Annotated in this window: 16 protein-coding genes; 11 read left to right on the forward strand and 5 right to left on the reverse strand. The window is 63.5% G+C overall.

Annotation, left to right across the window (positions count from 1 at the left end):
* Positions 1–4: 4 nt before the first annotated feature.
* From FJ954_RS15145 to FJ954_RS15160, 4 genes are all read right to left on the reverse strand, one after another.
* On the reverse strand, positions 5–775 hold the full coding sequence (locus FJ954_RS15145; RefSeq protein WP_140661822.1) for a helix-turn-helix transcriptional regulator: 771 nt from the start codon (positions 773–775) through the stop codon (positions 5–7).
* A complete protein-coding gene (locus FJ954_RS15150; protein ID WP_041163672.1) occupies positions 772–1,482 on the reverse strand; it encodes a helix-turn-helix transcriptional regulator in 711 nt (236 codons plus the stop codon). Before FJ954_RS15150 ends, FJ954_RS15145 begins: the two co-directional genes overlap by 4 nt.
* A gap of 470 nt (positions 1,483–1,952) precedes the next feature.
* A complete protein-coding gene (locus FJ954_RS15155; protein ID WP_140661823.1) occupies positions 1,953–2,984 on the reverse strand; it encodes a histone deacetylase family protein in 1,032 nt (343 codons plus the stop codon).
* Positions 2,985–3,068: 84 nt separating this feature from the next.
* A complete protein-coding gene (locus tag FJ954_RS15160) occupies positions 3,069–3,722 on the reverse strand; it encodes a TetR/AcrR family transcriptional regulator (RefSeq protein WP_015315929.1) in 654 nt (217 codons plus the stop codon).
* Positions 3,723–3,978: 256 nt separating this feature from the next.
* On the opposite strand from FJ954_RS15160, the gene FJ954_RS15165 reads away from it, so the two are divergent.
* From FJ954_RS15165 to FJ954_RS15205, 8 genes are all read left to right on the forward strand, one after another.
* On the forward strand, positions 3,979–5,652 hold the full coding sequence (locus tag FJ954_RS15165) for an amidohydrolase (protein WP_140661824.1): 1,674 nt from the start codon (positions 3,979–3,981) through the stop codon (positions 5,650–5,652).
* A 140-nt stretch (positions 5,653–5,792) separates the two neighbouring features.
* Positions 5,793–6,887 (forward strand): ABC transporter ATP-binding protein, encoded by a 1,095-nt coding sequence (locus FJ954_RS15170; RefSeq protein WP_140661825.1) that lies wholly within the window; start codon positions 5,793–5,795, stop codon positions 6,885–6,887.
* Entirely contained in the window at positions 6,887–7,816 is a 930-nt protein-coding gene (locus FJ954_RS15175) for an ABC transporter permease (protein WP_246671855.1), read from the forward strand. Before FJ954_RS15170 ends, FJ954_RS15175 begins: the two co-directional genes overlap by 1 nt.
* Positions 7,809–8,621 carry an ABC transporter permease gene (locus FJ954_RS15180; RefSeq protein WP_140661826.1) on the forward strand — a complete coding sequence of 271 codons (813 nt, stop codon included), beginning with the start codon at positions 7,809–7,811 and terminating at the stop codon, positions 8,619–8,621. Before FJ954_RS15175 ends, FJ954_RS15180 begins: the two co-directional genes overlap by 8 nt.
* Positions 8,622–8,665: 44 nt before the next feature.
* Complete coding sequence (locus FJ954_RS15185) at positions 8,666–9,694, forward strand: extracellular solute-binding protein (protein ID WP_140661827.1); 1,029 nt, start codon at positions 8,666–8,668, stop codon at positions 9,692–9,694.
* 67 nt (positions 9,695–9,761) lie between these two features.
* Positions 9,762–10,958, forward strand: a complete 1,197-nt coding sequence (locus FJ954_RS15190; protein ID WP_140661828.1) for a serine hydrolase — start codon at positions 9,762–9,764, stop codon at positions 10,956–10,958.
* A 32-nt stretch (positions 10,959–10,990) separates the two neighbouring features.
* Entirely contained in the window at positions 10,991–12,172 is a 1,182-nt protein-coding gene (locus tag FJ954_RS15195) for a serine hydrolase (RefSeq protein ID WP_140661829.1), read from the forward strand.
* Positions 12,173–12,535: 363 nt separating this feature from the next.
* Positions 12,536–14,860, forward strand: coding sequence for a Tex family protein (locus FJ954_RS15205; protein ID WP_140661830.1), 2,325 nt, complete (start codon positions 12,536–12,538; stop codon positions 14,858–14,860).
* On the opposite strand, the gene FJ954_RS15210 is transcribed toward FJ954_RS15205, so the two are convergent.
* Positions 14,861–15,772, reverse strand: coding sequence for a LysR family transcriptional regulator (locus FJ954_RS15210; RefSeq protein ID WP_015315938.1), 912 nt, complete (start codon positions 15,770–15,772; stop codon positions 14,861–14,863).
* A gap of 103 nt (positions 15,773–15,875) precedes the next feature.
* On the opposite strand from FJ954_RS15210, the gene FJ954_RS15215 reads away from it, so the two are divergent.
* The 3 genes from FJ954_RS15215 to FJ954_RS15225 all read left to right on the forward strand — a co-directional run bounded on the left by FJ954_RS15215 (position 15,876) and on the right by FJ954_RS15225 (position 23,253).
* Entirely contained in the window at positions 15,876–17,069 is a 1,194-nt protein-coding gene (locus FJ954_RS15215; protein WP_140661831.1) for an acyl-CoA dehydrogenase, read from the forward strand.
* A 406-nt stretch (positions 17,070–17,475) separates the two neighbouring features.
* Positions 17,476–20,835, forward strand: coding sequence for a transglutaminase family protein (locus FJ954_RS15220; RefSeq protein ID WP_140661832.1), 3,360 nt, complete (start codon positions 17,476–17,478; stop codon positions 20,833–20,835).
* Positions 20,836–20,841: 6 nt separating this feature from the next.
* A complete protein-coding gene (locus FJ954_RS15225; protein WP_140661833.1) occupies positions 20,842–23,253 on the forward strand; it encodes a circularly permuted type 2 ATP-grasp protein in 2,412 nt (803 codons plus the stop codon).
* The last annotated feature ends 2 nt before the right edge of the window (positions 23,254–23,255 follow it).

A 23,255-nucleotide genomic window follows, 5' to 3' on the forward strand; every position in this document is an offset into this window, starting at 1 on the left:
GCGGCTACTCGATAAGCCCCAGCCGCAACGCCTTGGCGACCGCTTGGTTGCGGTTGACCGCATTGAGCTTTTGGGTCGACTGGGTGAGGTACTGGTTGGCGGTGTGCACCGACAGTTTCAGGAGCCGCGCGATCTCCTCGCTGGTGTTGCCGTTGGCGGTCAGCTTCAGGCATTCGAGCTCGCGCTTGGAGATCGAGCGCATTCTGCCGACGTCTCCCGGACGCATCCGCGCGACGGCGGCGAACAGCGAGAAGCAGCGAGCGTGAATTTCGTAGAGCGCATCCTGCGCCAGCGCGATCTCCGATCCCAGGAAGACGACAAGACCGCATTGACCGCGATCGGCATGGACGGGGAAGGCAATGCCGCTCGACCCGGGTGTCAGCGGCGCCATCTGTCCGGTCCAGGCGAGATTGCCGAACATGTCGGCCATGGCCGCCACGCCATCATCCGTCCACCAGCGCGGCTCGGTCGAAATCCGGCTATGGCGAACGATGTCCTCGCCATTGGCGCCTGAAATGAACTTGGTGGCCACCGCGACGCCTGGATAATCTGAATCAAAGCACGGGACCAGCCGCGCGCGCTCCGGCGACGGGCTGACGAAGTACAGGCCGAAGGCCGAGGCATTGATGTCGACTGAGATCCAGCGGCAGCGGCGCACCGCATCGGGAATGGTGACGGCGTGATGTGTGTCGGATCCCAGCGAGAAGGCACCGAACGGGCTGCGCTGCTCGTTGAAAAGGGCCTCCGCGGCCTCCTTGATGTCGGCGTGTTTCAAATGATGCCACTCCTGATCGCCGTGGCGATGGCCATCGCACGGTTCGAGGCCGCGAATTTCTGGATGGCGTGGGTGATGTAGCTGTTGACGGTGTTGGAGGAGACGCCAAGGATCACCGCCACCTCGTCGGTGGTCTTGCCTTCCGAGACCCAGAACAAGCATTCGCGCTCGCGGTCCGACAGCGGATCCTGCATCGCCGCGGCGGCGATCAACTGCGGGATGTGCGAAAGCGCGTAGCAGCATTTCAGCTGCGCCTTCATCAGCGCCGGCTGGTCGATCCGGCCGGCGGCGGCCGCCGAGAACAACGCGAACAGGCGCTGACGGCCGACATTCAGCCGCAGTGAATAGACCTCGGCATGGCCGAGCACGTCGAGGAGCCGAGCCTCTTCGCCCGAGACCAGCCCGCCGGCATCCGGCGCCTGGGCCGCCACCAGCGGCGTCGGACGGATACCGGGTGCGGCGGTGAGCGGGCCTTGTGCAAGGCCGGCGATCAGCCGCTTGCCGATCAACTCGATGGCGTCGAAGATCCAGTTCGAAGACACGATACGTGCATCGTTGCGGTCCTGGTCATGGACGATGGCGACCAGCATGTAGCTGTCGGCGCCGATCTCGGCGGTCAGCTCCATGAAGAAGGAGGTGAGATCACCGCGCGACGTCAGGCGCGAGCCCAATGTGTCGGATTGAAGAGGCGCGGCGGGACTGCTCATCTGCTGCTTTTTGGTCGGAATCAATTCTGATGCCCGGCTGCTGGAGTGCCAGCCGCCGAACCCGAAAACGCGTTACTTTTACGAGACACACACGAGGCGCGGGGCCGCGCCCAACCAGACGGAATCCATTCAGGGAACGCGAGACATCCGCGTCTGGCGCCGGAAAAATTCCGGAACGTGAGACTTTGGGTGGTCGCCGCGCCCCCCGAGGACCGGCTGATTCGGGTCTAATCTACCCGCAGATGAATCCGACATCAAACGCGATTTGACAAAATCGAATCCGGTGGACTCGGCTTGCGACTCAGCGGCCAATTTCTTTGCATTTCCTGGGCACGGAAATCGAGCCGCGCAGGCCGGCCATGATTTTTGCGATGGCTTACGCGGCGCCTCAGGATACAAAAAAGGGCGGCTGCCGCCACCCTTCCTTTGTCCGTCCTCCCCGCAGGCGCTGCGCTTTCTGGACGACCGCTCTACCGATCCTCGAACCCGGTCAGCACGCCGACGGCATTGATACCGATCTCCTCGACGGCATAGCCGCCTTCCTGGACGAACAGCGTCGGCAGGCCGAGCTTGGCGATGCGCTGGCCGATCTTCGGATAATCCAGGCTTTTCAGCTTGAACTGGCTGATCGGGTCCTTTTCGAAAGTGTCGACGCCGAGCGAGACGACGACGATGTCGGGAGCGTAGGCGGCGAGCCTGGCGCAGGCATCCTCCAGCGACACGTTCCAGGCATCCCAGCCGGTGCCGAAGGGCATGGGGTAGTTGATGTTGAAGCCTTCGCCGGCCCCCGCGCCACGCTCATCGGCATGGCCGAGGAAGAACGGGTACTCGACCATGGGATCACCGTGCAGGTTGAGAACCTGTACGTCGGCGCGGTCATAGAAGATCTCCTGCGTGCCGTTGCCGTGGTGATAGTCGACATCGAGGATCGAGACACGCTTGGCGCCCTGGTCGCGGAACCATTGCGCGGCGACGGCCGCGTTGTTGATGTAGCAATAGCCGCCCATGAAGCCGGCCCCGGCATGGTGGCCGGGCGGACGGCAGAGCGCGAAGGCCGACCTCTCGCCGTCCTTGACCAGGCCGGCGGCGGTCAGGGCGACGTCAAAGGACGATTTGATCGCGGCCCAGGTGCCCTCGACGAAGGTGGCGCCGCCGTCGAAGGAATAGTAGCCGAGCAGGGCGTCGATGCGCTTGGGCGGCACGTCGCCGCGCAGTCCGCGCGTCGGCCAGGTGAAGGGCATCGCCGTGCCCGCATGGCCCTCGGCGATCCATTGCGGCCAGACGGTCGGCAGGAAGTCGATGTAGTCGGCCCGGTGGACGCGCTTGGCGGCGGCGAGGTCGTGCTCGACCGGGGCAATGATCGGTCCGAGCTTCTCGCTTTCGACCCGCGCCTTGATGAACTCCGCCCGCGAGGGCTTTTCGAAGCCGGGCACGATGGCTGAGGTGATCAGTTCCATCTGCCCGGCATGACCGGCGTGAAGCGGCGAATAGACAGTCTTCATGAAATTCCTCTCGAAGTGCGAAGCTACGGCAATTCCAGGAAAAGTGTGAAACGGTTTTCCGTCTGGAATTGCATTTGAAACCGGTCAGTCAAGGTTGAGGTAGGGGCTCACCAAGGCGAGCCACATGGTTTCCACATCGTCCTCGATGAGGTCGAATGTCCTGCGGTCCTTCTTCAGCCCAACGAGCCGGCAGACGTGCCCGACCTCCATCATCAGCACGCCGAGCCGGCTGGCGATCTTGCCTTCGAGTGCGGGGTTCACATGCTGCAGCCATGCAGCATAGAGGGCGATGATCTGGTCGTCATATTCGTTCTGGATCGGCCGCAGGTCGGCATTGCCTGAAATGGCCTCGATCACCGGCATCAGGGTGGCGTTTTCGAGGTAGAGCTTGGACGTGTCGATGAACAGCTTGCGCACTTCCCGCCGAAATTCTTCGCGGTTGGTGGGCGGGGCGACCTTGATGCGCCTCGCGATCACCTCGGGAAAGGATGACAGCCAGCGCCGGGCGAGATCCAGAAGAATGGCTTCCTTGTTGGGAAAGTACTGGTAGACCGAACCGACCGACAGGCCCGCGCGCTGCGCGATGGCGAGCGTCGTCGGTGTCCTGGTTCCTTGCTCACGCGTCAGGATCAGCGCCGCGTCGAGGATCCTGTCGACCACCTTGCTGGACCGTTGTTGCCGCGGCTGCTTGCGCGGCTCGAGCGCTATCCTGGTTTTGCGGTCGAGACTGCGCTTCACTGCTTGATGCCCTCGTTCCCCGCCTGGTCCCAACACAAGCGGGGCGTGCTGTCCACAATACATTCTAAATCCGGCATGTTGACAAACGCGAATAATCAGTCGCATTCTTTATCCACGCTGTCTCTTGGGATAACAAGGGAAATTTCGAAGACAGCGTACTGGCATCATTGTCCGATAGCGCCGCTCCGTGGTGTGGCGGGTCGTTGGACGCGGAGTTTTGCCCGTCTCATTCAGTCGTCAAAAGCGCGGAGTTGCGATGTCGGTCACGGATGCGGGTGATGGTGCGGATCTGATTGTCATCAACGGTCGTGTGCTGACCATGGACGGTGACAATCCCGCCGCCGAGGCCGTTGCCGTCAAGGACGGCGCCATCATCGCCATTGGCAGCCGTGCTGCAATCGAAGAGTTCAGGGGAACGGGTACAAAGGTCATCGACGCCGAGGGCGGTTCGGTGATCCCGGGTTTCATCGAGGCCCATATGCATCTGTTCGGCGGCGCGGCTGAACTCGACAATCTGCACCTGGCTGGCGTGCATGGCTTCGATGCCTTGCGCGATGCTATCCAGCTCTTTGCCGCGACGCGGCCCAATGCCAAGCTTCTGATCGGCGCCGGCGTCGACTATGCGGTCCTTCCCGAGCCGGTTACGCGGCATCATCTCGACCGCATCATTCCCGACCGCCCCTTCGCCATGTCGGCTTCCGACCATCACACGATGTGGGCGAACACCAAGGCGCTGGAGCAGGCAGGGCTTCTGCATGGCCGCCAATTGGGGCCGGGCAACGAAATCGTCATGGGCGCCGACGGACTGGCCTCGGGCGAATTGCGCGAAGGTGAGGCATTTGGTCCGATTCTGGAATTCTTTGGCCAGAACCGCACGCGGCTTGGCCTGACTGGCACGGAGCCGGAGCCTTATCCTTCGGCCGAGGAATTGGCTGCCGACCGCGATCTGATGCATCGCGGTCTCGAATGGTGCGCCAGGCATGGCATCACGTCGATCCAGAACATGGATGGCAACCTCTACCAGCTTGAATTGCTTGCCGGCCTGGAGGCGGAAGGGCGGCTTATATGCCGTACAAAAATCCCGTTCCATTTCAAGAACTTCATGACACTGGGCATGCTTGAAAAAGCGTCGGGTATGGCCGCGACCTATAACTCCGAATGGCTCTCCTCGGGCATGGTCAAGGTGTTTTACGACGGTGTGCTCGATTCTTGGACTGCCGTGATGGTCGACGACTACGCCGACCGTCCCGGCTGGCGCGGCGAGCCATTGTTCACGCCCGAGCACTTCGCCGAGGTGGCAGTGGAGGCCGACCGCAGAGGCCTGCAGATCGCCGTTCATTCGATCGGTGACGGCGCAGTCCGCGCGGTGCTGGACGGCTATCAGGCGGCGCGGGAGAACAACGGCAAGCGGGACAGCCGTCACCGCGTCGAGCATATCGAAGTCATCACCCCGACGGATGTACCGCGGTTCGCCGAACTTGGCGTCATCGCTTCGATGCAACCGCCGCATCCGCCCGGCGCCATGAACTTTCCGCTGGAGCCGACGATTTCGCGCATCGGTCGCGAAAGGTGGCCGCTGAGCTATGCCTGGCGCACGCTGAAGGATGCTGGCGCCCGCGTCGTGTTCGCTTCCGACTGGCCGGTCTCGCCGGTTGATCCGATCCTGGGCATCCAAGCGGCGGTGATGCGAAAGCCTTGGGCAGAGGGCTTGGCGGACCAGAGTTTCTCGCTGCATGAAGCGCTTGCCGGCTATACGGTCGAGGGCGCCTACAGCGAATTCATGGAACACCGCAAAGGCGTGCTGAAGCCGGGTTATCTGGCGGATCTGGTCGTTTTGTCGGCCGATATCGAGAGGACTGCGCCGGAAGCGTTGCATACGGTGCGGCCGGTGACGACCATCTGTGGCGGCAAAATCACCTACCAAGCCTGACTGTGGCATGGGGCTTGCTACCCCAAGAGTACACTGAACTGTGAGTCAATGCCGGGCTTGCCAACATACCGGGCGTGTGGTCACATCCAACAGGGGAACAGCTCCGCCAGCAAGAGCGGGGTCAACAGTGAGGCGTAATCGTGCCGGACAAACCGGATCGGAATGCGATTGAAGTAGTAAACGTCAGCAAAATTTTCGGATCGGGTGAGGGGCAGGTCGCTGCCCTCGACAAGGTCTCGGTTTCCATTCGCGAGAACGAGTTTTTCACGCTGCTTGGGCCGTCCGGCTGCGGCAAGACCACTCTTTTGCGGCTGATCGCCGGATTCGATTTTCCAACAGCCGGCGAAATCCTGCTCTACGGCCAGGACATCGCGCCCTTGCCGCCGTTCAAGCGCCCGGTCAACACCGTCTTCCAGTCCTACGCGCTGTTCCCGCACATGACGGTGGCCGAGAACATCGGCTTCGGCCTGGAAATGCTGGGCAAGCCAAAGGATCAGATCAAGGCGCGCGTCGCCCAGATGCTGAAGCTGGTCAAGATGGAAGCGCTGAGCAATCGCCGCACCAGCCAGATCTCCGGCGGCCAGCAGCAGCGCGTAGCGCTCGCGCGGGCGCTCGCACCGCAGCCGAAGGTGCTGTTGCTCGACGAACCCTTGTCGGCGCTCGACTACAAGCTGCGCAAGGAGATGCAGATCGAACTGAAGCGGCTGCAGCACGAGACCGGCATCACCTTCATCTTCGTCACCCATGACCAGGAAGAAGCGCTGACCATGTCGGACCGTATCGCCGTGATGTCGTCGGGCAAGATCCTGCAGGTGGGTTCGCCCTGGGACATCTACGACAAGCCGGCCGAACGTTTCGTTGCCGACTTCATCGGCGAGACCAATTTCTTGACCGCCTCCATCTCTGGCGTCAGCGATGGAAAGGCCCGCGCGACGCTCAAATCCGGGGCGATGATAAATGCCACGGTGGCGGAAGGCTTCCAGCCCAAGGACAACGCCACCGTGGTGGTGCGGCCCGAACATGCCAAGCTGACAACGACCAAGGGTGATCTTTCCGGAACGGTCGAAAACATCGTCTATTTCGGCACTGATACGCACATTCAGGTCCGCCTCGACAGTGGCGAGGCCTTCACGGTCCGCCAGCAGAACACCCGTAGCGCAGGCTGCGGTTTCGAGCAGGGCGACAAGGTCGGCATTGCCATTGGCAACGACGCCGCACAGGTGTTGAGGGACTGATGGCAGCCGCACTCTCAAAAGCCGCCTTGTTCGAAGCAGGTGCCGCCAAGGCCTCGGCACGGCGCAACCGATTGCTCTCCGTGCCGGCGCTGATCATCATCGGCATTTTCGGCGTGCTGCCGCTCATCATCATATGCGTTTATTCGTTTCTCCAGGCAGCGCCCTATGGCGGCGTGCAATGGCAGTTCTCGACCGACGCCTATCTGAACTTCCTGTTCCAGCGCGATATTTTCGATGACACGCTGCAGTTCACGCCGGACTTCCTGATCATCTACCTGCGCTCGTTCCTGTTCGCCGTGGTGACGACGGTCATCTGCCTGCTGCTTGGCTTTCCAACCGCCTACTTCATGGCGACACGGCCGCCGGCGCAGCGCAACTGGTGGGTGCTTTTGATCACTATTCCGTTCTGGTCGAACCTTTTGGTGCGTACGCTGGCGATCATGTTCATCATCCGCGACGAAGGACTGGTCAACAATGCGCTGATGGCGTTGGGTGTGATCGATAAGCCGATCACGATGCTCTATACTAATTTCGCTATCCAACTCGGCCTGCTCTATTCCTTTCTGCCGTTCATGATCCTGCCGCTTTATTCAAGCCTGGAAAAAATGGATTTCCGGCTGGTTGAGGCCGGCTATGACCTTTACGCCACCCGTCGCAAAGTGTTGTGGCGCGTGATCATCCCGCTGTCGTTGCCCGGCATCATCGCCGGCTGCCTGCTCGTCTTCATCCCGGCACTCGGCGCCTACGTCACGCCGCTGATCCTTGGTGGCGGCATCCATCTGATGATAGGGGATCTCATCGCCCAGCAATTCGGCTCGGGACGCAACTGGCCGCTCGGCTGCGCGCAAGCGCTGATCCTGATGGCCGCGGTGCTCGTGGCGCTGTACTTCTACGTTCGCAACACGTCGGGGAAGGTGCAGCATGGCTGATCCCCGCAACGTAGATATCAAGGATCAGCCGGGGTTCCGCACGATCGCCATCATATGCGTTGGCGTGCTTTACGTGCCGATCCTGATCCTGATGATCTTTTCGTTCAACACGGGTTCGCTTGTCACCCATTGGGAGGGCGTCGGCCTGACTTGGTACGGCACCGCACTGCTCAATGAGGAATTTCACAACGCCGCCGAGAACACGCTGATCATCTCGGTGAGCGCGACGATCGTTTCGACGATCTGCGCCACGCTGGCGGCGATCGGCATGACCCGGGTGAAGCCGTGGCGTGGCCTTCCGGCCGCCTTCATGGTCATAAACCTGCCGCTGATGGTTCCCGAGATCATAACCGCGGTGGCGACATTGTCCTTCTTCGCCCTGATCGCCGGGGCCTTCGGCCTGAATTTCGGCATCGGCAATCTGATCCTCGCCCATACCGTGTTCTGCATCCCCTTCGCCTACATGCCGATCCGGGCACGTCTCGAGGACATGGACCTGACGCTCGAATCCGCCGCGGCCGATCTCTACGCCACGCCCTGGCATGCGTTCCGGCGCATAACACTTCCCTTGCTTGTTCCCGGTATAATGTCGGGTGCGGCGCTCGCCTTTATCGTCTCCTTCGACGATTTCACCATCACGCAGCTCGTCGCCGGCCCCGGCCAGACGACCTTACCTCTCTACATCTGGAACCAGATCAGGCGGCCGATGACGCCGGAGATCAATGCCATCTCCACCATCCTGCTGTTGGTCTCGATCCTCTTCGTCTCGGTATCATTCCTGATCGCGCGCAGACGCGCCAAGTGACCAAAAGCTCCACGACAAACAATGGGAAGGCAAGGAGAACAAAAATGTCTAGAAAGTTGATGGCGGCCGTTTCGACGGCCGTGCTTATGTGGGCAGTGCCGGCACTCGCCGATGGCGAGCTGCACATCTACAATTGGGGTGACTATACCAATCCCAAGCTGGTCGAAAAGTTCGAGAAACAGTACAACGTCAAGGTTACGCTGGACGATTATGATTCCAACGAAACCATGCTGTCGAAGGTGCGCGCCGGCAATTCCGGTTACGACATCGTCGTGCCGTCCGACTACACGGTGAAGATTATGGTCGACGAAGGGCTGCTCGAAAAGACAGAGCCCAACGCGATGCCGAACGGCAAGAACATCGATCCGCGTTTCGTCGACGTCTATTGGGACAGCGGCCGTCACTACACCGCGCCGTGGCAGTTTGGCACCACGGCATTCGCGGTCAACACAGACAAGTTCAAGGGCAATATCGACACGCTGGCCATCCTCTTCGACCCGCCGGCGGAGCTGAAGGGCCAGATCAATATGCTCGACGATGTCAACACTGTCATGCATGCGGCCGAGCGTTATGCCGGCGTGCCGCGCTGCGGTGCCGACAAGGCCAATCTGAAGAAGGTCAACGACATCCTGATGGCCGCCAAGCCGTCATGGAAGACCTTCAGCTACGACACCATCACCAAGATCACCTCCGGCGACGTGATCGTGACGGAGCAGTGGAATGGCGCGACCTATCGCTCGCGGCAGAAAATCCCGGCCATCAAATACGCCTACCCCAAGGAGGGCATCGAGGGCTGGATGGACAATGTCGCGGTGCTGAAGGGCGCCAAGAACCTCGACAATGCCAAGCTGTTCCAGGACTTTATCATGGCTCCGGAAAACGCTGCGCTGATCTCGGAATTCGCCGGTTACGACAACGGCATTGCGGGCAGCCACAAGTTCCTGCAGCCGGATTTCGCCAATTCGCCGGAACTCAATCCGCCGGCAGGCGCGCCGGTAGCGGAATTCGTTCCGCCCTGTCCGCCAGATGTGGTGGAGATTTACAACAAGATCTGGACCAATTTGCGCAAATAGGTTCGGTCTAAAGTCCAGCGGGAGGGAGGCTTCGGCCTCCCTTCTTTGCGCTTACGGGGAGGGTTCCATGACATCTTACCGCAACAGCGATCCGCGGCCGCCTATCATGCAAGGCTCGCCGCCCGCCATGCTGCCGCCGAGGCTCGACTGGGACAGGCCGCCCTGGAACCGCTGGGCTTTCCAGCACATACGGGAAATTCTGCCGACCGTGGAAGTCTGGCGCGGCGCTGGCCATCGCCACCGTCTCGAACGCGCCGAGGTCGATCTCGACGGGCTAGCGGTCGAGGACAGCGAGGGCAGGCCTTCGACACTCGCCGGTCTGCTCGACGAGACCTATACGGACGGCTTCCTGGTGCTCAAGGACGGCAGGATAGCCTATGAGCGCTATTTCAACGGCATGGACGAGCGCACGCTGCACCTGTCGCAGTCGATGGCCAAGTCGGTCACCGGCTCGGTGTTCGGCATATTGGCCGGGCGCGGCCTGATCGATCCGGCGAAGCCAGTGACGGACTACCTGCCGGAACTGAGCGCGACCGGGTGGGCCGGCGCCAGCGTCCAGCATGTGCTTGATATGACCACCGGCGTGCGCTTCTCGGAGGAATACACCGACCGCTATTCCGACATCGGCCAAGTCGATGTCGCCACCGGCTGGAAGCCGGTGCCACCGGGCAGCGATCCGGATTTCCGCTGGCCATCGCACATGTTCGAGCTGATCCTGGGCTTGAAGGACACGGTTCGCCCGCATGGAGCCGCGTTCGAATATCGCTCGATCGAAACGGACGTGCTCGCCTTCATCATGGAGCGGGTGACCGGCAAGCGGCTGGCGCAAGTGGTTTCGGAAGAACTTTGGCAAAAGCTCGGGGCTGACGAAAGCGCCTGCTTCACCGTCGACAGCGCCGGCTATGCGCTGGCCGATGGCGGCTTCAACGCGACGCTGCGCGACTACGCCCGCTTTGGCCAGCTGATCCTTGACAATGGCGGCGGCATCGTGCCGGCGGACTGGATCGAGGCGACGCGTACCGGCAGGCATGGTCCGGATTTCTCGGCCAGCCTGCCCGAGGGCAGCTATCGCAACCAGTTCTGGATCGAGAATCCCAGCTCGCGGGCACTGATGTGCCGTGGCGTGTTCGGACAGTTGATCCATATCGACTGGAACACAGGAATAGTCGTGGTGAAGCTGTCGACCTGGCCGGATTTCAGCAACATGGCCTATTCCAGGGCAACGCTGAAGGCCGTGCACGCCATCGCCGCGGCGCTTGCCTGAGTTTTAACGACAATGGACTGGAAGGAAATGCCATGACCGGCAAGACCGCGTTCGAGACTCGATACGGATTCCGCCGTAACGAGGTGCTGCTCGGCAACTGGCGTGTGAGCCCGTTCAATCGGTGGTCGTTCCAGAATCTCGGCGAACTGGTGCCGACCGCCCGGGTGGCGGCAGCGCCCGGCGCCGCAGAAGCCCCTCGGCGAGACATGGACGGCTTGCTCGGGGAAAAGGTCACGGTCGCGACTGCACCGGAGACGGTGGCTGAATTCCTCCTACGCTCCAGCACCGACGCCCTTACGGTGATGAAGGGCGGCAAGATCATTGGCGACTGGTTCGCGCCGCATATGGAGTTTGGCGCGCGCCACATCATCTTCTCGATCAGCAAATCGGTGACCGCGATCATCGCCGGCATACTGGAAGGCGAGGGGGCGTTCGATCCGGAAGCGCCGGTGACGGACTATATCCCGGAAGCAGCCGGCTCGGCCTATGGCGATGCAAGCGTTCGGCATGTGCTCGACATGAGCGTCAGCCTCGATTTCGAGGAGGCCTATCTCGATCCGGAAAGCGCCTTCGCCCGCTATCGCCGAGCGACGCTGTGGAATCCGGGCGGCGGCACCGAAAGCCTGCGTGAATTCATCCTGACCCTGCAGCGGCTTGCCGAGCCGCATGGCCAGACCTTCCGCTACCGCTCGCCCAATTCCGACCTGCTCGGCCTGCTGCTCGAGCGCGCCTCGGGCCAGCGCTTCACCGACCTCATGCGCGAGAAACTATGGCTGCCGCTTGGCGCCCTCAGCGAGGCCTCTGTCGGCGTCGACATGGAAGGCACGGCACGCACCGCCGGCGGCATTTCGGTGACGCCGCGTGACCTGGCGCGCCTCGGCGAGATGATGCGGCAGGGCGGCACCGCCAATGGCCACCGCATTGTGCCCGAGGCCTGGGTGCGCGACACCACCAGCACCGGCGGCAGCTCGGAAGCTTGGCGGCGCGGTGCCATGCTGCCGCTGTTCCCGAAAGGCCGCTACCGCAACAAATGGTACCAGACCGGCTTCGAAAATGGCGCGTATTGCGGCATCGGCATCCATGGCCAGTGGCTTTATGTCGATCCCAGCACCGAAGTGGTGATCGCCAAGATGTCGTCGCAGCCGGAGCCGGTCGACGATCCGCTGGATATCGAGATCGTTGCGTTTTTCGAGGCGCTGAGCCGGATGGTCTAAGTGGGCAGTCGCGTGCGATTGGTGATGTCGGCGCTGCCCCTCATCCGCCTGCCGGCACCTTCTCCCCGTATAGTGACGGGGAGAAGGGATCTGGTCGCTACGCCGGCGCCCCTTTGCACCGTTGGCGATTGGCGAAATCGGCGATGACAGCGCCCTCTCCCCGTCACTATACGGGGAGAGGATGCCGGCAGGCAGGTGAGGGGCGGCGCAGACATCTCAGTATCAGCAAATTCCTGCAGTACCCAGATCCGGTGAACGCATCGCGTTTTCCTGTGGACCTCCGCCGCCGTTGAAAACGTCGCGGTTGGCGGACCTGATGTCTGCGCTTATGGTCGCCGCTCTTTTCGACGAGAGTGGGAAGACATGGCATCCGACATCAAGCGCATCGCAGCCATCATCGCGGCCGAAATCAAGGCGCGGCCGGAACAGGCGGCCGCGGCGATCGGACTGCTCGATGAGGGGGCGACGGTGCCGTTCGTGGCACGCTACCGCAAGGAAGTGACCGGCGGGCTGGATGACACGCAATTGCGCGACCTTGCCGAGCGTCTTGTCTATCTGCGCGAGCTCGACGCGCGCCGCGACACCATCCTGGGCTCGATCCGCGAACAGGGCAAGCTGACGCAAGAGCTTGAAACCAAGATCGCGGGCGCCGCGACCAAGGCGGAGCTAGAGGACATATACCTGCCCTACAAGCCGAAGCGCCGCACCAAGGCCGAGATCGCCCGCGAGCGTGGATTGGGGCCGCTGGCCGAAGCCATTCTCGCCGACCGTTCGCTGGTGCCCGCGGACGTCGCGCTCGCCTATATCACCGCAGAGGTGGCCGACGCCAAGGCGGTGCTGGAGGGCGCGCGCGATATCCTGTCGGAGCAATTCGCCGAAAACGCCGACCTGGTCGGCAAGCTGCGCAGCTACATGAAGGAGCGCGCCTTCCTGCGCGCCAGGGTGGTCGACGGCAAACAGGAAGCCGGCGCGAAATTCTCGGACTATTTCGACCATGTTGAACGTTGGGCGACCGTGCCAAGCCACCGCGCGCTCGCCATGCTGCGCGGCCGCAACGAGGAGGTGCTGTCGCTCGACATCGATGTGGATGCCGATGACAGCTCGCCGGTGAAGCCGGTCGAGCGGATGATCGCCAACGCCTACGCCATCGGTGCCAGCCTGCCAGGCGACCGCTGGCTGATGGAGGTCGCCGGCTGGACCTGGCGCATCAAACTGTCGCTGCACCTGACGCTCGACCTGATGCGCGACCTGCGCGAGCGGGCCGAGGAAGAAGCGATCCATGTCTTTGCCCGTAACCTCAAGGATCTGCTGCTGGCGGCTCCCGCCGGCTCGCGGCCGACGATGGGGCTCGATCCGGGCATCCGCACCGGCGTCAAGGTGGCGGTGGTCGATGGCACCGGCAAGCTGCTGGCGACGACGACGGTCTATCCGTTTCCGCCGAGGAACGATGTGCGTGGCACGCAGGCCGAACTTGCGGCACTTATCCGCCAGCACAAGGTCGAGCTGATCTCGATCGGCAACGGCACCGGCAGCCGCGAGACCGAGAAGCTGGTCGCCGACATGCTGTCCGACATGCCTTCGGACAGCGGCCCGAAGCCGCTCAAGGTGATCGTCAGCGAGGCGGGAGCGTCGGTCTATTCGGCCTCGGCGACGGCTGCCGCCGAGTTCCCCGGCCTCGACGTGTCGCTGCGCGGCGCGGTGTCGATCGCGCGACGGCTGCAGGATCCGCTGGCCGAACTGGTCAAGATCGAGCCGAAATCCATCGGCGTCGGCCAGTATCAGCATGATGTCGACCAGTACCGGCTCGGCCGCTCGCTGGAAGCGGTGGTGGAGGACGCCGTCAACGCGGTCGGCGTCGACCTCAACACCGCCTCGGCGCCGTTGCTGGCGCGGGTTTCAGGCCTCGGCGCGTCGCTCGCCGATGCAATCGTTGCCCATCGCGATGCGACCGGCCCGTTCGCCAGCCGCAAGGACCTGCTGAAGGTGGCACGGCTTGGACCGCGCGCGTTCGAGCAGTCCGCCGGCTTCCTGCGCATCGCCAATGGCAGCGAGCCGCTCGACGCCTCGTCGGTGCATCCGGAGGCCTATGGCGTGGCCAAGAAGATCGTCGCCGCCTGCGGCCGCGACGTGCGTTCGCTTTTGGGCGACAGTGCCGCGCTCAAGGCGCTCGACCCGCGCGTCTTCGTCGACGAGCGTTTCGGCTTGCCGACGGTGCGCGACATTCTGGCGGAGCTGGAGAAGCCCGGCCGCGATCCGCGTCCCGGCTTCAAGACGGCGACCTTCGCCGACGGCATCGACGAGATCAAGGATCTGAAGCCCGGCATGCTGCTGGAAGGGACCGTCACCAATGTCGCCGCTTTCGGTGCCTTCGTCGATATAGGCGTGCATCAGGACGGGCTGGTGCATGTCTCGCAGCTCGCCGACCGTTTCATCAAGGACGCGCATGAGGTGGTCAAGGCCGGCGACGTGGTCAAGGTGCGCGTCGTCGAAGTCGACATCAAGCGCAAGCGCATCGCGCTCTCCATGCGTAAGGATGCCGGCGAGGGTGGTGCCTCGAGGAGCGGGCCGCGCGACAATGGCGGCGGCAGGCCGGCGCCACGCGGGCCTACGCCGCAACGCCAGCCGGAGCGGCCGGCACAGCAAGGTGCGTTCGGCGCCGCGCTGGCGGACGCGCTGAAGCGAAAGTAGCTACCACGCCAGAACAGCCGGCTCCTTCTCAAGCTGGCCGAGCAGCCAGTCCCGGAAACTGGCAACCGGCGGATAGCCGCGCTTGTCGTGGGGGACGACGAGGTAATAGGCATTGCGGCTTTGCATCGGCTGGCCTGGCGCGGGCACAAGCTGGCCGCGCTGCAGTTCGCCCTCGATGAGAATCTGCGGCAAGAGCGCCACGCCGAGGCCCGCCATGCAAGCCTGGGCGGCGGTGGCGAACTGCTCGAACTGCATGCCAGGCCCAGTCGGCGCGCTCAGGCCCTGATGCTCGAACCATTCGCTCCAGGCGCCGGGGCGCGTCGTCATGTGCAGCAGCGGCAAACGGCCAATGTCGGCCGGCGTGGCGATGGCGCGGCCGGCGAGGAAGTCGGGCGACACCACCGGCGCCACCGTCTCGCGCACCAGAAGCGTCGAGTCGGCGTCCGGCCAGTCCGGGAGGCCATAGTGGATGGCGGCATCCAACCGTTCGCGTGCGAAGTCGAAGCGCCCGACGCGGGTGACGAAGTTGATGGTGATGTCGGGATTGTTCTCGACGAAATCGGGGATCATCGGCATCAGCCAACGCGTACCGAAAGTCGGCAGAATGGCAAGATTCAAGATCCCACTATGCCGATTGCTCATCAATCCAAGGGCTGCGTCACGCAACTGGCCAAGCGCCGAGCGTACCGCTTCGGCGTAGATTTCACCTGCCGTGGAGAGCCTTACATTGCGGCTGTCGCGTTCAAACAGCTGCCGGCCGAACTGATCTTCCAGAAGCCTGACCTGGCGGCTGACCGCGCCTTGGGTCAGGTCCAATTCCTGGGCGGCGGCGGTGAAGGAGCCAAGCCGCGCCACGGCCTCGAAGGCGGCAAGGGCGCTGATATTGGGCAAAAGGCGGCGCTGGACACTCATGATCCATTCCTAACGCTCATTGATCCGCGAAGCAATTTCGTTTGATTTTTTCAGGCCACGAGCCGATAAGCCGGGCTTCACCTGTTTCAAGGATCGAGAAGCCATGGCCGACAAGAATGCATTCGTGTGGGAAGACCCGTTCCTGATCGAGGACCAGCTTTCGGAAGACGAGCGCATGGTGCGCGATGGCGCTGCCGCCTTTGCCGCCGACAAGCTCGCGCCGCGTATCGAGGAAGCCTATCTCAACGAGACCTTCGACACGGCGATCTTCCGCGAGATGGGCGAGGCCGGCCTGCTCGGCATCAACATTCCGGAAGAGTTCGGTGGCCTCGCCGCCAGCTATGTCACCTACGGTCTGGTGGCGCGGGAAGTCGAACGCGTCGATTCCGGCTATCGCTCGATGATGTCGGTGCAGTCGTCGCTGGTGATGTACCCGATCCATGCCTATGGCTCGGACGAACAGCGCAGGAAATATCTGCCCAAGCTCGCTAGCGGCGAATGGATCGGCTGCTTTGGTCTGACCGAGCCGGATGCCGGTTCCGATCCTGGCGGCATGAAGACCCGCGCCGAAAAGACCGCCAGCGGCTACACGCTCTCCGGCTCCAAGATGTGGATTTCCAACGCGCCGGTCGCCGACGTGTTCGTCGTATGGGCCAAGTTGAAGGGCGAGAACGGCAAGGACGAGATCCGCGGTTTCGTGCTGGAGAAAGGCATGAAAGGGCTATCGGCGCCGAAGATCGGCGGCAAGCTGTCGCTGCGCGCTTCGATCACCGGCGAAGTGGTGATGGAAGGCGTCGAGGTCGGCGAGGACGCGCTGCTACCCAACGCCAAGGGCCTCGGTGGACCCTTCGGCTGCCTCAACCGGGCCCGCTACGGCATCTCCTGGGGTTCCATGGGAGCGGCGGAAGATTGCTGGCATCGCGCTCGCCAATATGGGCTTGACCGCAAGCAGTTCGGCAAGCCGCTGGCCGGCACCCAGCTCTACCAGAAGAAGCTCGCCGACATGCAGACCGAGATCGCTCTGGGGTTACAGGCCTCCTTGCGCGTCGGGCGCCTGCTCGATGAAGGCAAGATGGCGCCGGAAATGATCTCGATCGTCAAGCGCAACAATTGCGGCAAGGCGCTCGACATCGCCCGCCAGGCCCGCGACATGCATGGCGGCAACGGGATCCAGATCGGCTATCACGTCATGCGCCACGCGCAGAACCTGGAAACCGTCAACACCTACGAAGGCACCCATGACGTGCACGCGCTGATCCTGGGACGGGCGCAAACGGGGATACAGGCGTTCTTTTGATCCTCGGCTTCGTCATCCTAGGGCGGAGCAGTCGCGAAGCGACGTCGCGGAGACCCTAGGATCCATGCCGCGACACGGAAGCGCTGCTGCGCTGAAGGATGTGTGCACGGCCGAATCGCAACAGAATGACCTCATTCTGCGCCGCTGGTATTCTTCGATCAATGTAACGGCATGGATCCTAGGGTCTGCGCCGCGTCGCTTCGCTCCTTGCTTCGCCCTAGGATGACGACGGGAGAGGCGCTTCCACCAATCATCAGTGCTGGAGACGGTAGCGAGCAACCAGTCGAACCAGATGATATTGTCCGTTCGATAGCCGTTTAATTTAGGTGCACCGCAACATCCGCTTGGAGAATGGCGGCCAGATGTGTCAGGGTTCGGCTGATGAAACGCCGATCTCCGGGGCCCCATGGCAATTCTGGCAGCCGTCTACCACCTGACCCACTATAAATACGACCGGCCGGTGGTTCTCGGGCCCCAAATCATCAGGCTGCAGCCGGCACCGCATTCCCGCACCAAGGTGTTGAGCCATTCGCTCAAGGTCGAGCCGGCGAACCACTTCGTCAATCTGCAGCAGGATCCTTACGGCAACTTCCTCGCCCGTTTCGTCTTTCCGGAGCCGGTGACGGAGCTGAAGATCGAGGTCGACCTCGTCGCCGACATGACCGTCTACAATCCGTTCGACTTCTTCGTCGAACCGTCGGCCGAGGCGTTCCCGTTCGACTATCCCGAGGATATCCGTGACGACCTCGCCATCTACCGCACGCCGGAGCCGGCCGGGCCGCTGCTCCAGGCGTTTCTGAAAACCGTCGACCGCAGTGCGCCCAACACGGTCAATTTCCTCGTCGATCTCAATGCCCGCCTGCAGCGCGAGATCGCCTATATCGTGCGCATGGAAACCGGTGTCTTCTCGCCGGAGGAAACGCTGGCAGCGGCAAAGGGCTCCTGCCGCGATTCAAGCTGGCTCCTGGTGCAGATCCTGCGCAATCTCGGCATCGCCGCGCGCTTCGTCTCGGGCTATCTGATCCAGCTCAAGCCCGACCTTGTCGCGCTGGATGGGCCGGCCGGGACAGCGGTCGATTTCACCGACCTGCACGCCTGGTGCGAGGTCTATCTTCCCGGCGCCGGCTGGATCGGCTTCGATCCGACCTCGGGCCTGCTCACCGGCGAGAGCCATGTGCCACTGGCAGCGACGCCGCATTTCCGCAATGCGGCGCCTATTTCCGGCATGGCGAGCTTCGCCAATGTCGAGTTCGGCTTCGAGATGCGGGTCGACCGCATCGCCGAGCATCCGCGCATCACCAAGCCGTTCTCGGATGAGAGCTGGCAGGCGCTCGACGCGCTCGGCAACGAGGTCGATGCCGCGCTCGCGGCCGGGGATGTGCGGCTGACCATGGGCGGCGAGCCGACCTTCGTGTCGATCGACGATTTCGAGGCCGCCGAATGGAACACCGCCGCCGTTGGGCCAACCAAGCGCGAAAAGGCCGATGCGTTGATCCGCAGGCTGCGCGAGCGTTTCGCGCCCGGCGGCTTTCTCCACTACGGCCAAGGCAAGTGGTATCCCGGTGAAAGTCTGCCACGCTGGACGTTTTCGCTCTTTTGGCGCGCCGACGGCGAGCCGGTGTGGAGCGACCCGTCGCTGATCGCGCGGGAAGATAGTTCGGCTGATATCGGCCCGAAACAAGCCGAAAGCCTGCTGACGGCGATCGCCGGCGAACTCGGCATCGACACGTCCATGGTCAGCGAAGCCTATGAGGATCCAGCCGAATGGCTGCTCAAGGAAGGCAAGCTGCCCGAGAATGTCGACCCGTCGAATTCGAAACTCGAAGATCCGGAGGAACGCAGCCGCATGGCGCGTGTCTTCGAACGCGGGCTGACCAAGCCGTCCGGCTATGTGCTGCCGGTGCAGCGCTGGAACAGCCAGGCCTCCGATCCGCGCTGGCGTTCGGAAAAGTGGAAGACGCGGCGCGGCCGGCTGTTCCTGGTGCCGGGCGATTCCCCGGTCGGCTATCGCCTGCCATTGGGCACGCTGCCCTATGTGCCGCCGGCGCAATTCCCCTACATCGTGCCCGTCGATCCGTCGCTGCCGCGTGGCCCTTTGCCGGTGCGCGAAGCGATCTTGCCAGCGGCCGCTCCTGCGGAACTCGAAGGCGCCGACGAAATGGCCCGTCGCCAGCAGGCAGCCTCGTTCACGGCGACGACCGGCCAGCAGGAGCGCGTCGAGCAGGAGATCACCGAGATCGGCGGCGCGGTGCGCACGGCACTTTCGGTCGAACCGCGTGACGGCAGGCTGTGCGTGTTCATGCCGCCGGTCGAGGCGCTCGAGGATTACCTCGAGCTCGTCGCCGCGGCCGAGAACGCGGCAAAGGCAATTGGCCTTCCCGTGCACATCGAGGGCTACGGTCCGCCGCATGACCCGCGCCTCAACGTCATCCGCGTGGCACCCGATCCCGGCGTCATCGAGGTCAACATCCACCCAGCCTCCAACTGGCAGGACTGCGTGGCGACAACGACGGCGATCTACGACGAGGCGCGGCAGACGCGGCTCGGCGCCGACAAGTTCATGATCGACGGCCGCCACACCGGTACCGGAGGCGGCAACCATGTCGTGGTCGGTGGCGCCACGCCCAATGACAGCCCGTTCCTGCGCCGGCCCGACCTGCTGAAGAGCCTGGTGCTGCAATGGCAGCGGCATCCCTCGCTGTCGTATCTGTTCTCCGGCCTGTTCATCGGCCCGACCAGCCAGGCGCCGCGCTTCGACGAGGCGCGCCACGACTCTCTTTATGAGCTTGAAATCGCGATTGCGCAGGTGCCGCATCCCGACCAGGGTGCCGCACCCTTGCCGTGGCTGGTCGACCGGTTGTTCCGCAACCTGTTGACCGACGTCACCGGCAATACGCATCGCTCGGAAATCTGCATCGACAAGCTGTTTTCCCCGGATGGTCCGACTGGCCGGCTTGGCCTTGTCGAATTCCGCGGATTCGAGATGCCGCCCAATGCGCGCATGTCTCTGGCGCAGCAATTGCTGGTGCGGGCCATCATCGCCCGCGCGTGGAAGAACCCGCTCGACGGGCGCTTCGCGCGCTGGGGCACCTCGCTGCATGATCGCTTCATGCTGCCGCACCATGTCTGGGCGGACTTTCTCGACGTGCTCGACGACCTCAAGCTCAATGGTTTCGACTTCCGGCCCGAATGGTTCGATGCCCAGCTCGAATTCCGCTTTCCCTTCTGCGGTGAGGTGCAGCATGCCGGGATCAAGCTGGAGCTCAGGCAAGCGCTGGAACCATGGCACGTGATGGGCGAGCAGGGCGCGATCGGCGGCACCGTGCGCTTCGTCGATTCCTCGGTCGAACGGCTGCAGGTCAGGACCGAAGGCGTCAACCCGGAGCGTCATGCGATCGTCTGCAACGGCCGCATCGTGCCGATGAGGATTACCGACAACAGAGAGGTCGCGGTGGCCGGCGTGCGCTTCAAGGCCTGGCAGCCGGCCTCGGGCCTGCATCCGGCGCTGCCGGTCAACACGCCGCTGGTGTTCGACATCTATGACCGCTGGTCCGGCCGGGCAATCGGCGGCTGCGTCTACCATGTCGCGCATCCCGGCGGGCGCAGCTACGACACTTTCCCCGTCAACGGCAACGAGGCGGAGGCACGACGGCTCGCCCGCTTCGAACCGCGTGGCCACACACCCTCGGGCTATGTGTTGCGCGAGGAACAGCCGGCGGAAGATTTCCCGATGACCCTTGACCTCAGGCGTCCACCAAGACTGTGATCTGACATGGCAAAGGGGAATCACAAAAGGGTGCGCGGCAAGCCGCAGGCCCATAGCCTGCTGGAGCACTACCAGCCGATCGACGGCATCGTCGACGAGATGGTCGACGCGTCAGGCAATCCCCGTCCGGTCTGGAAGCATTTTGTCGAAGCGCTCGACGACCTCGGGGCCGAAAAGCTCGGCCAGCGCTTCGCCCGCGCCGATCAGTATCTGCGCGATGCCGGTGTCTATTACCGCGTCTACGACAAGGCGGGCGCCAACGAGCGCGAATGGCCGCTGGCGCATATTCCCTTGCTCATCGAGGACAGCGAGTGGCAGGCGGTCAGCGCCGGCCTGGTGCAGCGCGCCGAACTGTTCGAGGAAATTGTTGCCGATATCCACGGGCCGAACCGGCTGGTCGAAAAAGGCATCCTGCCGGCAGGACTGATCGCGGCGAGCCCTGAATATTTGCGGCCCGTGGTCGGCACCAGGCCGGCCGGAGGGCATTTCCTGCACTTCTGCGCCTTCGAACTCGGCCGCGGTCCGGACGGCCGCTGGTGGGTGCTGGGCGACCGCACCCAGGCGCCTTCGGGCGCCGGCTTCGCGCTGGAAAACCGGGTCGCCACCACGCGCGCTTTGTCCGACATCTATGGCGAGATGCATGTGCACCGGCTCGCCGGCTTCTTCCGCCGCTTTCGCGATGCTCTGATCGGCATGGCAAAAGAGAGCGACGGCCGCGTCGCCATCCTGACGCCGGGGCCACTCAACGAGACCTATTACGAACACGCCTATATCGCCCGCTACCTCGGCATCATGCTGCTCGAAGGCGAGGACCTGACCGTTTCCGGCGGCAGGCTGATGGTGCGGACCGTGTCCGGCCTGATGCCCATCAGCGTGCTTTGGCGGCGGCTCGATGCCGCCTTCGCCGATCCGCTCGAGCTGCGCCCGGATTCGCAGATCGGTACGCCTGGGCTGGTCGAGGCGATCCGGCAAGGCACGGTGTCCACCGTCAATGCGCTGGGCTCGGGCCTAATGGAGACGCGCGCGCTGCTCGCCTTTCTGCCCAAGATCGCGCGCGAATTGTGGGGCGAGGAGCTGCTTTTGCCCAGTGTGGCGACATGGTGGTGCGGGCAGGAGACGGAGCGCGCCCATGTGCTCGCCAATATCGACCGCATGGTGGTCGGCCCGGCGCTGTCGACAAGACTTGCCTTCGAAGATGACGGACAGACGAAGCTCGGCTCGGCGCTGTCGGTCGGGGAGCGGGCGGAACTGGTGGCGCGCATCGAACGCGACGGCGAGGCCTTCGTCGGCCAGGAGGCGGTGACGCTTTCGACGACGCCGGTCTATGTCGGCGGCTGGCTGGAACCGCGGCCGGCGAGCCTGCGCGTCTATCTGGCGCGTACGCCCGAGGGCTGGACGGTGATGCCGGGCGGGTTTGCGCGCGTCGGCCTATCGCTCGACCCGACGGCGATCGCCATGCAGCGCGGCGGCCAGGCGGCTGATGTCTGGGTGGTCAGCGACAGACCCGTGGAGCGCGAGACGCTGCTGCCGCAGGAGAGCGACAGCTTCAACCGGACGAGGCCCGGCAGCCTGCCCAGCCGCGCGGCGGAAAACCTGACCTGGCTCGGCCGCTACATCGAACGCTCGGAAGACACGGTGCGTATCCTGCGCGCCTATCACGTGCGGCTCGCCGAAACGTCCGATCCGGACATGCCGCTGCTGGCCGATATCAGGGATTATCTCGAACCGTTCGGCATCGATGTCGAAACGGCGATCCCGCCAGGGCTGATCGGCACGCTCGACAGCGCGGTGTACAGCGCCGGCCAGATCCGCGATCGTTTCTCGCCGGATGGCTGGCTGGCGCTCAAGGATTTGTCAAAAACGATCCATCAGTTCGCCACCACCGTGGCGCCCGGCGACGATGCGACGCGGGCCATGACCGTGATCCTGCGCAAGCTTGCCGGATTCTCGGGCCTTTTGCATGAGAACATGTACCGCTTCGCTGGCTGGCGTTTCCTCGAGATCGGCCGGCGGCTGGAGCGCGGCATCCAGATCGCCAGCACGCTGGCCCGACTGACCAGCAGCAAGGCGCCGGACGGGGCGCTGGACATGATGCTGGAGATCGGCGACAGCGTGATGACCCATCGACGGCAATATCCGGTGCAGGCCGGCCGGCGCACGGTGATCGATCTCCTGGCGCTCGATCCGCTCAATCCACGCTCCATCCTGTTCCAGCTCGAGAGGCTGAAAGCAGAGATAGGGCTGTTGCCGGCGACCGGCGGCGAGGGGCACATGTCGGCGGCGGCCAAGGAGATCCTGCAGCTCAACACGTCCATCGCCATCAAGGAGCCGGCAGACATGACGGTGAGGGCGTTGAACGATCTCGCGGGCGAAATAGGCGGGCTCTACAGCAGCCTCGCCAAAGCCTATTTCGGCTAGAA

It is taken from the genome of Mesorhizobium sp. B2-3-15, from assembly GCF_006442875.1.
Classification (GTDB): domain Bacteria; phylum Pseudomonadota; class Alphaproteobacteria; order Rhizobiales; family Rhizobiaceae; genus Mesorhizobium; species Mesorhizobium australicum.

What these genes read in the sequence shown, in the direction of transcription:
- FJ954_RS15210 (WP_015315938.1), bottom strand. Translation starts at nt 15,772, where the DNA reads ATGAGTGTCCAGCGCCGCCTTTTGCCCAATATCAGCGCCCTTGCCGCC.
- FJ954_RS15190 (WP_140661828.1), top strand. Translation starts at nt 9,762, where the DNA reads ATGACATCTTACCGCAACAGCGATCCGCGGCCGCCTATCATGCAAGGC.
- FJ954_RS15150 (WP_041163672.1), bottom strand. Translation starts at nt 1,482, where the DNA reads ATGAGCAGTCCCGCCGCGCCTCTTCAATCCGACACATTGGGCTCGCGC.
- FJ954_RS15185 (WP_140661827.1), top strand. Translation starts at nt 8,666, where the DNA reads ATGTCTAGAAAGTTGATGGCGGCCGTTTCGACGGCCGTGCTTATGTGG.
- FJ954_RS15155 (WP_140661823.1), bottom strand. Translation starts at nt 2,984, where the DNA reads ATGAAGACTGTCTATTCGCCGCTTCACGCCGGTCATGCCGGGCAGATG.
- FJ954_RS15205 (WP_140661830.1), top strand. Translation starts at nt 12,536, where the DNA reads ATGGCATCCGACATCAAGCGCATCGCAGCCATCATCGCGGCCGAAATC.
- FJ954_RS15215 (WP_140661831.1), top strand. Translation starts at nt 15,876, where the DNA reads ATGGCCGACAAGAATGCATTCGTGTGGGAAGACCCGTTCCTGATCGAG.
- FJ954_RS15175 (WP_246671855.1), top strand. Translation starts at nt 6,887, where the DNA reads ATGGCAGCCGCACTCTCAAAAGCCGCCTTGTTCGAAGCAGGTGCCGCC.
- FJ954_RS15225 (WP_140661833.1), top strand. Translation starts at nt 20,842, where the DNA reads ATGGCAAAGGGGAATCACAAAAGGGTGCGCGGCAAGCCGCAGGCCCAT.
- FJ954_RS15195 (WP_140661829.1), top strand. Translation starts at nt 10,991, where the DNA reads ATGACCGGCAAGACCGCGTTCGAGACTCGATACGGATTCCGCCGTAAC.
- FJ954_RS15220 (WP_140661832.1), top strand. Translation starts at nt 17,476, where the DNA reads ATGGCAATTCTGGCAGCCGTCTACCACCTGACCCACTATAAATACGAC.
- FJ954_RS15180 (WP_140661826.1), top strand. Translation starts at nt 7,809, where the DNA reads ATGGCTGATCCCCGCAACGTAGATATCAAGGATCAGCCGGGGTTCCGC.
- FJ954_RS15165 (WP_140661824.1), top strand. Translation starts at nt 3,979, where the DNA reads ATGTCGGTCACGGATGCGGGTGATGGTGCGGATCTGATTGTCATCAAC.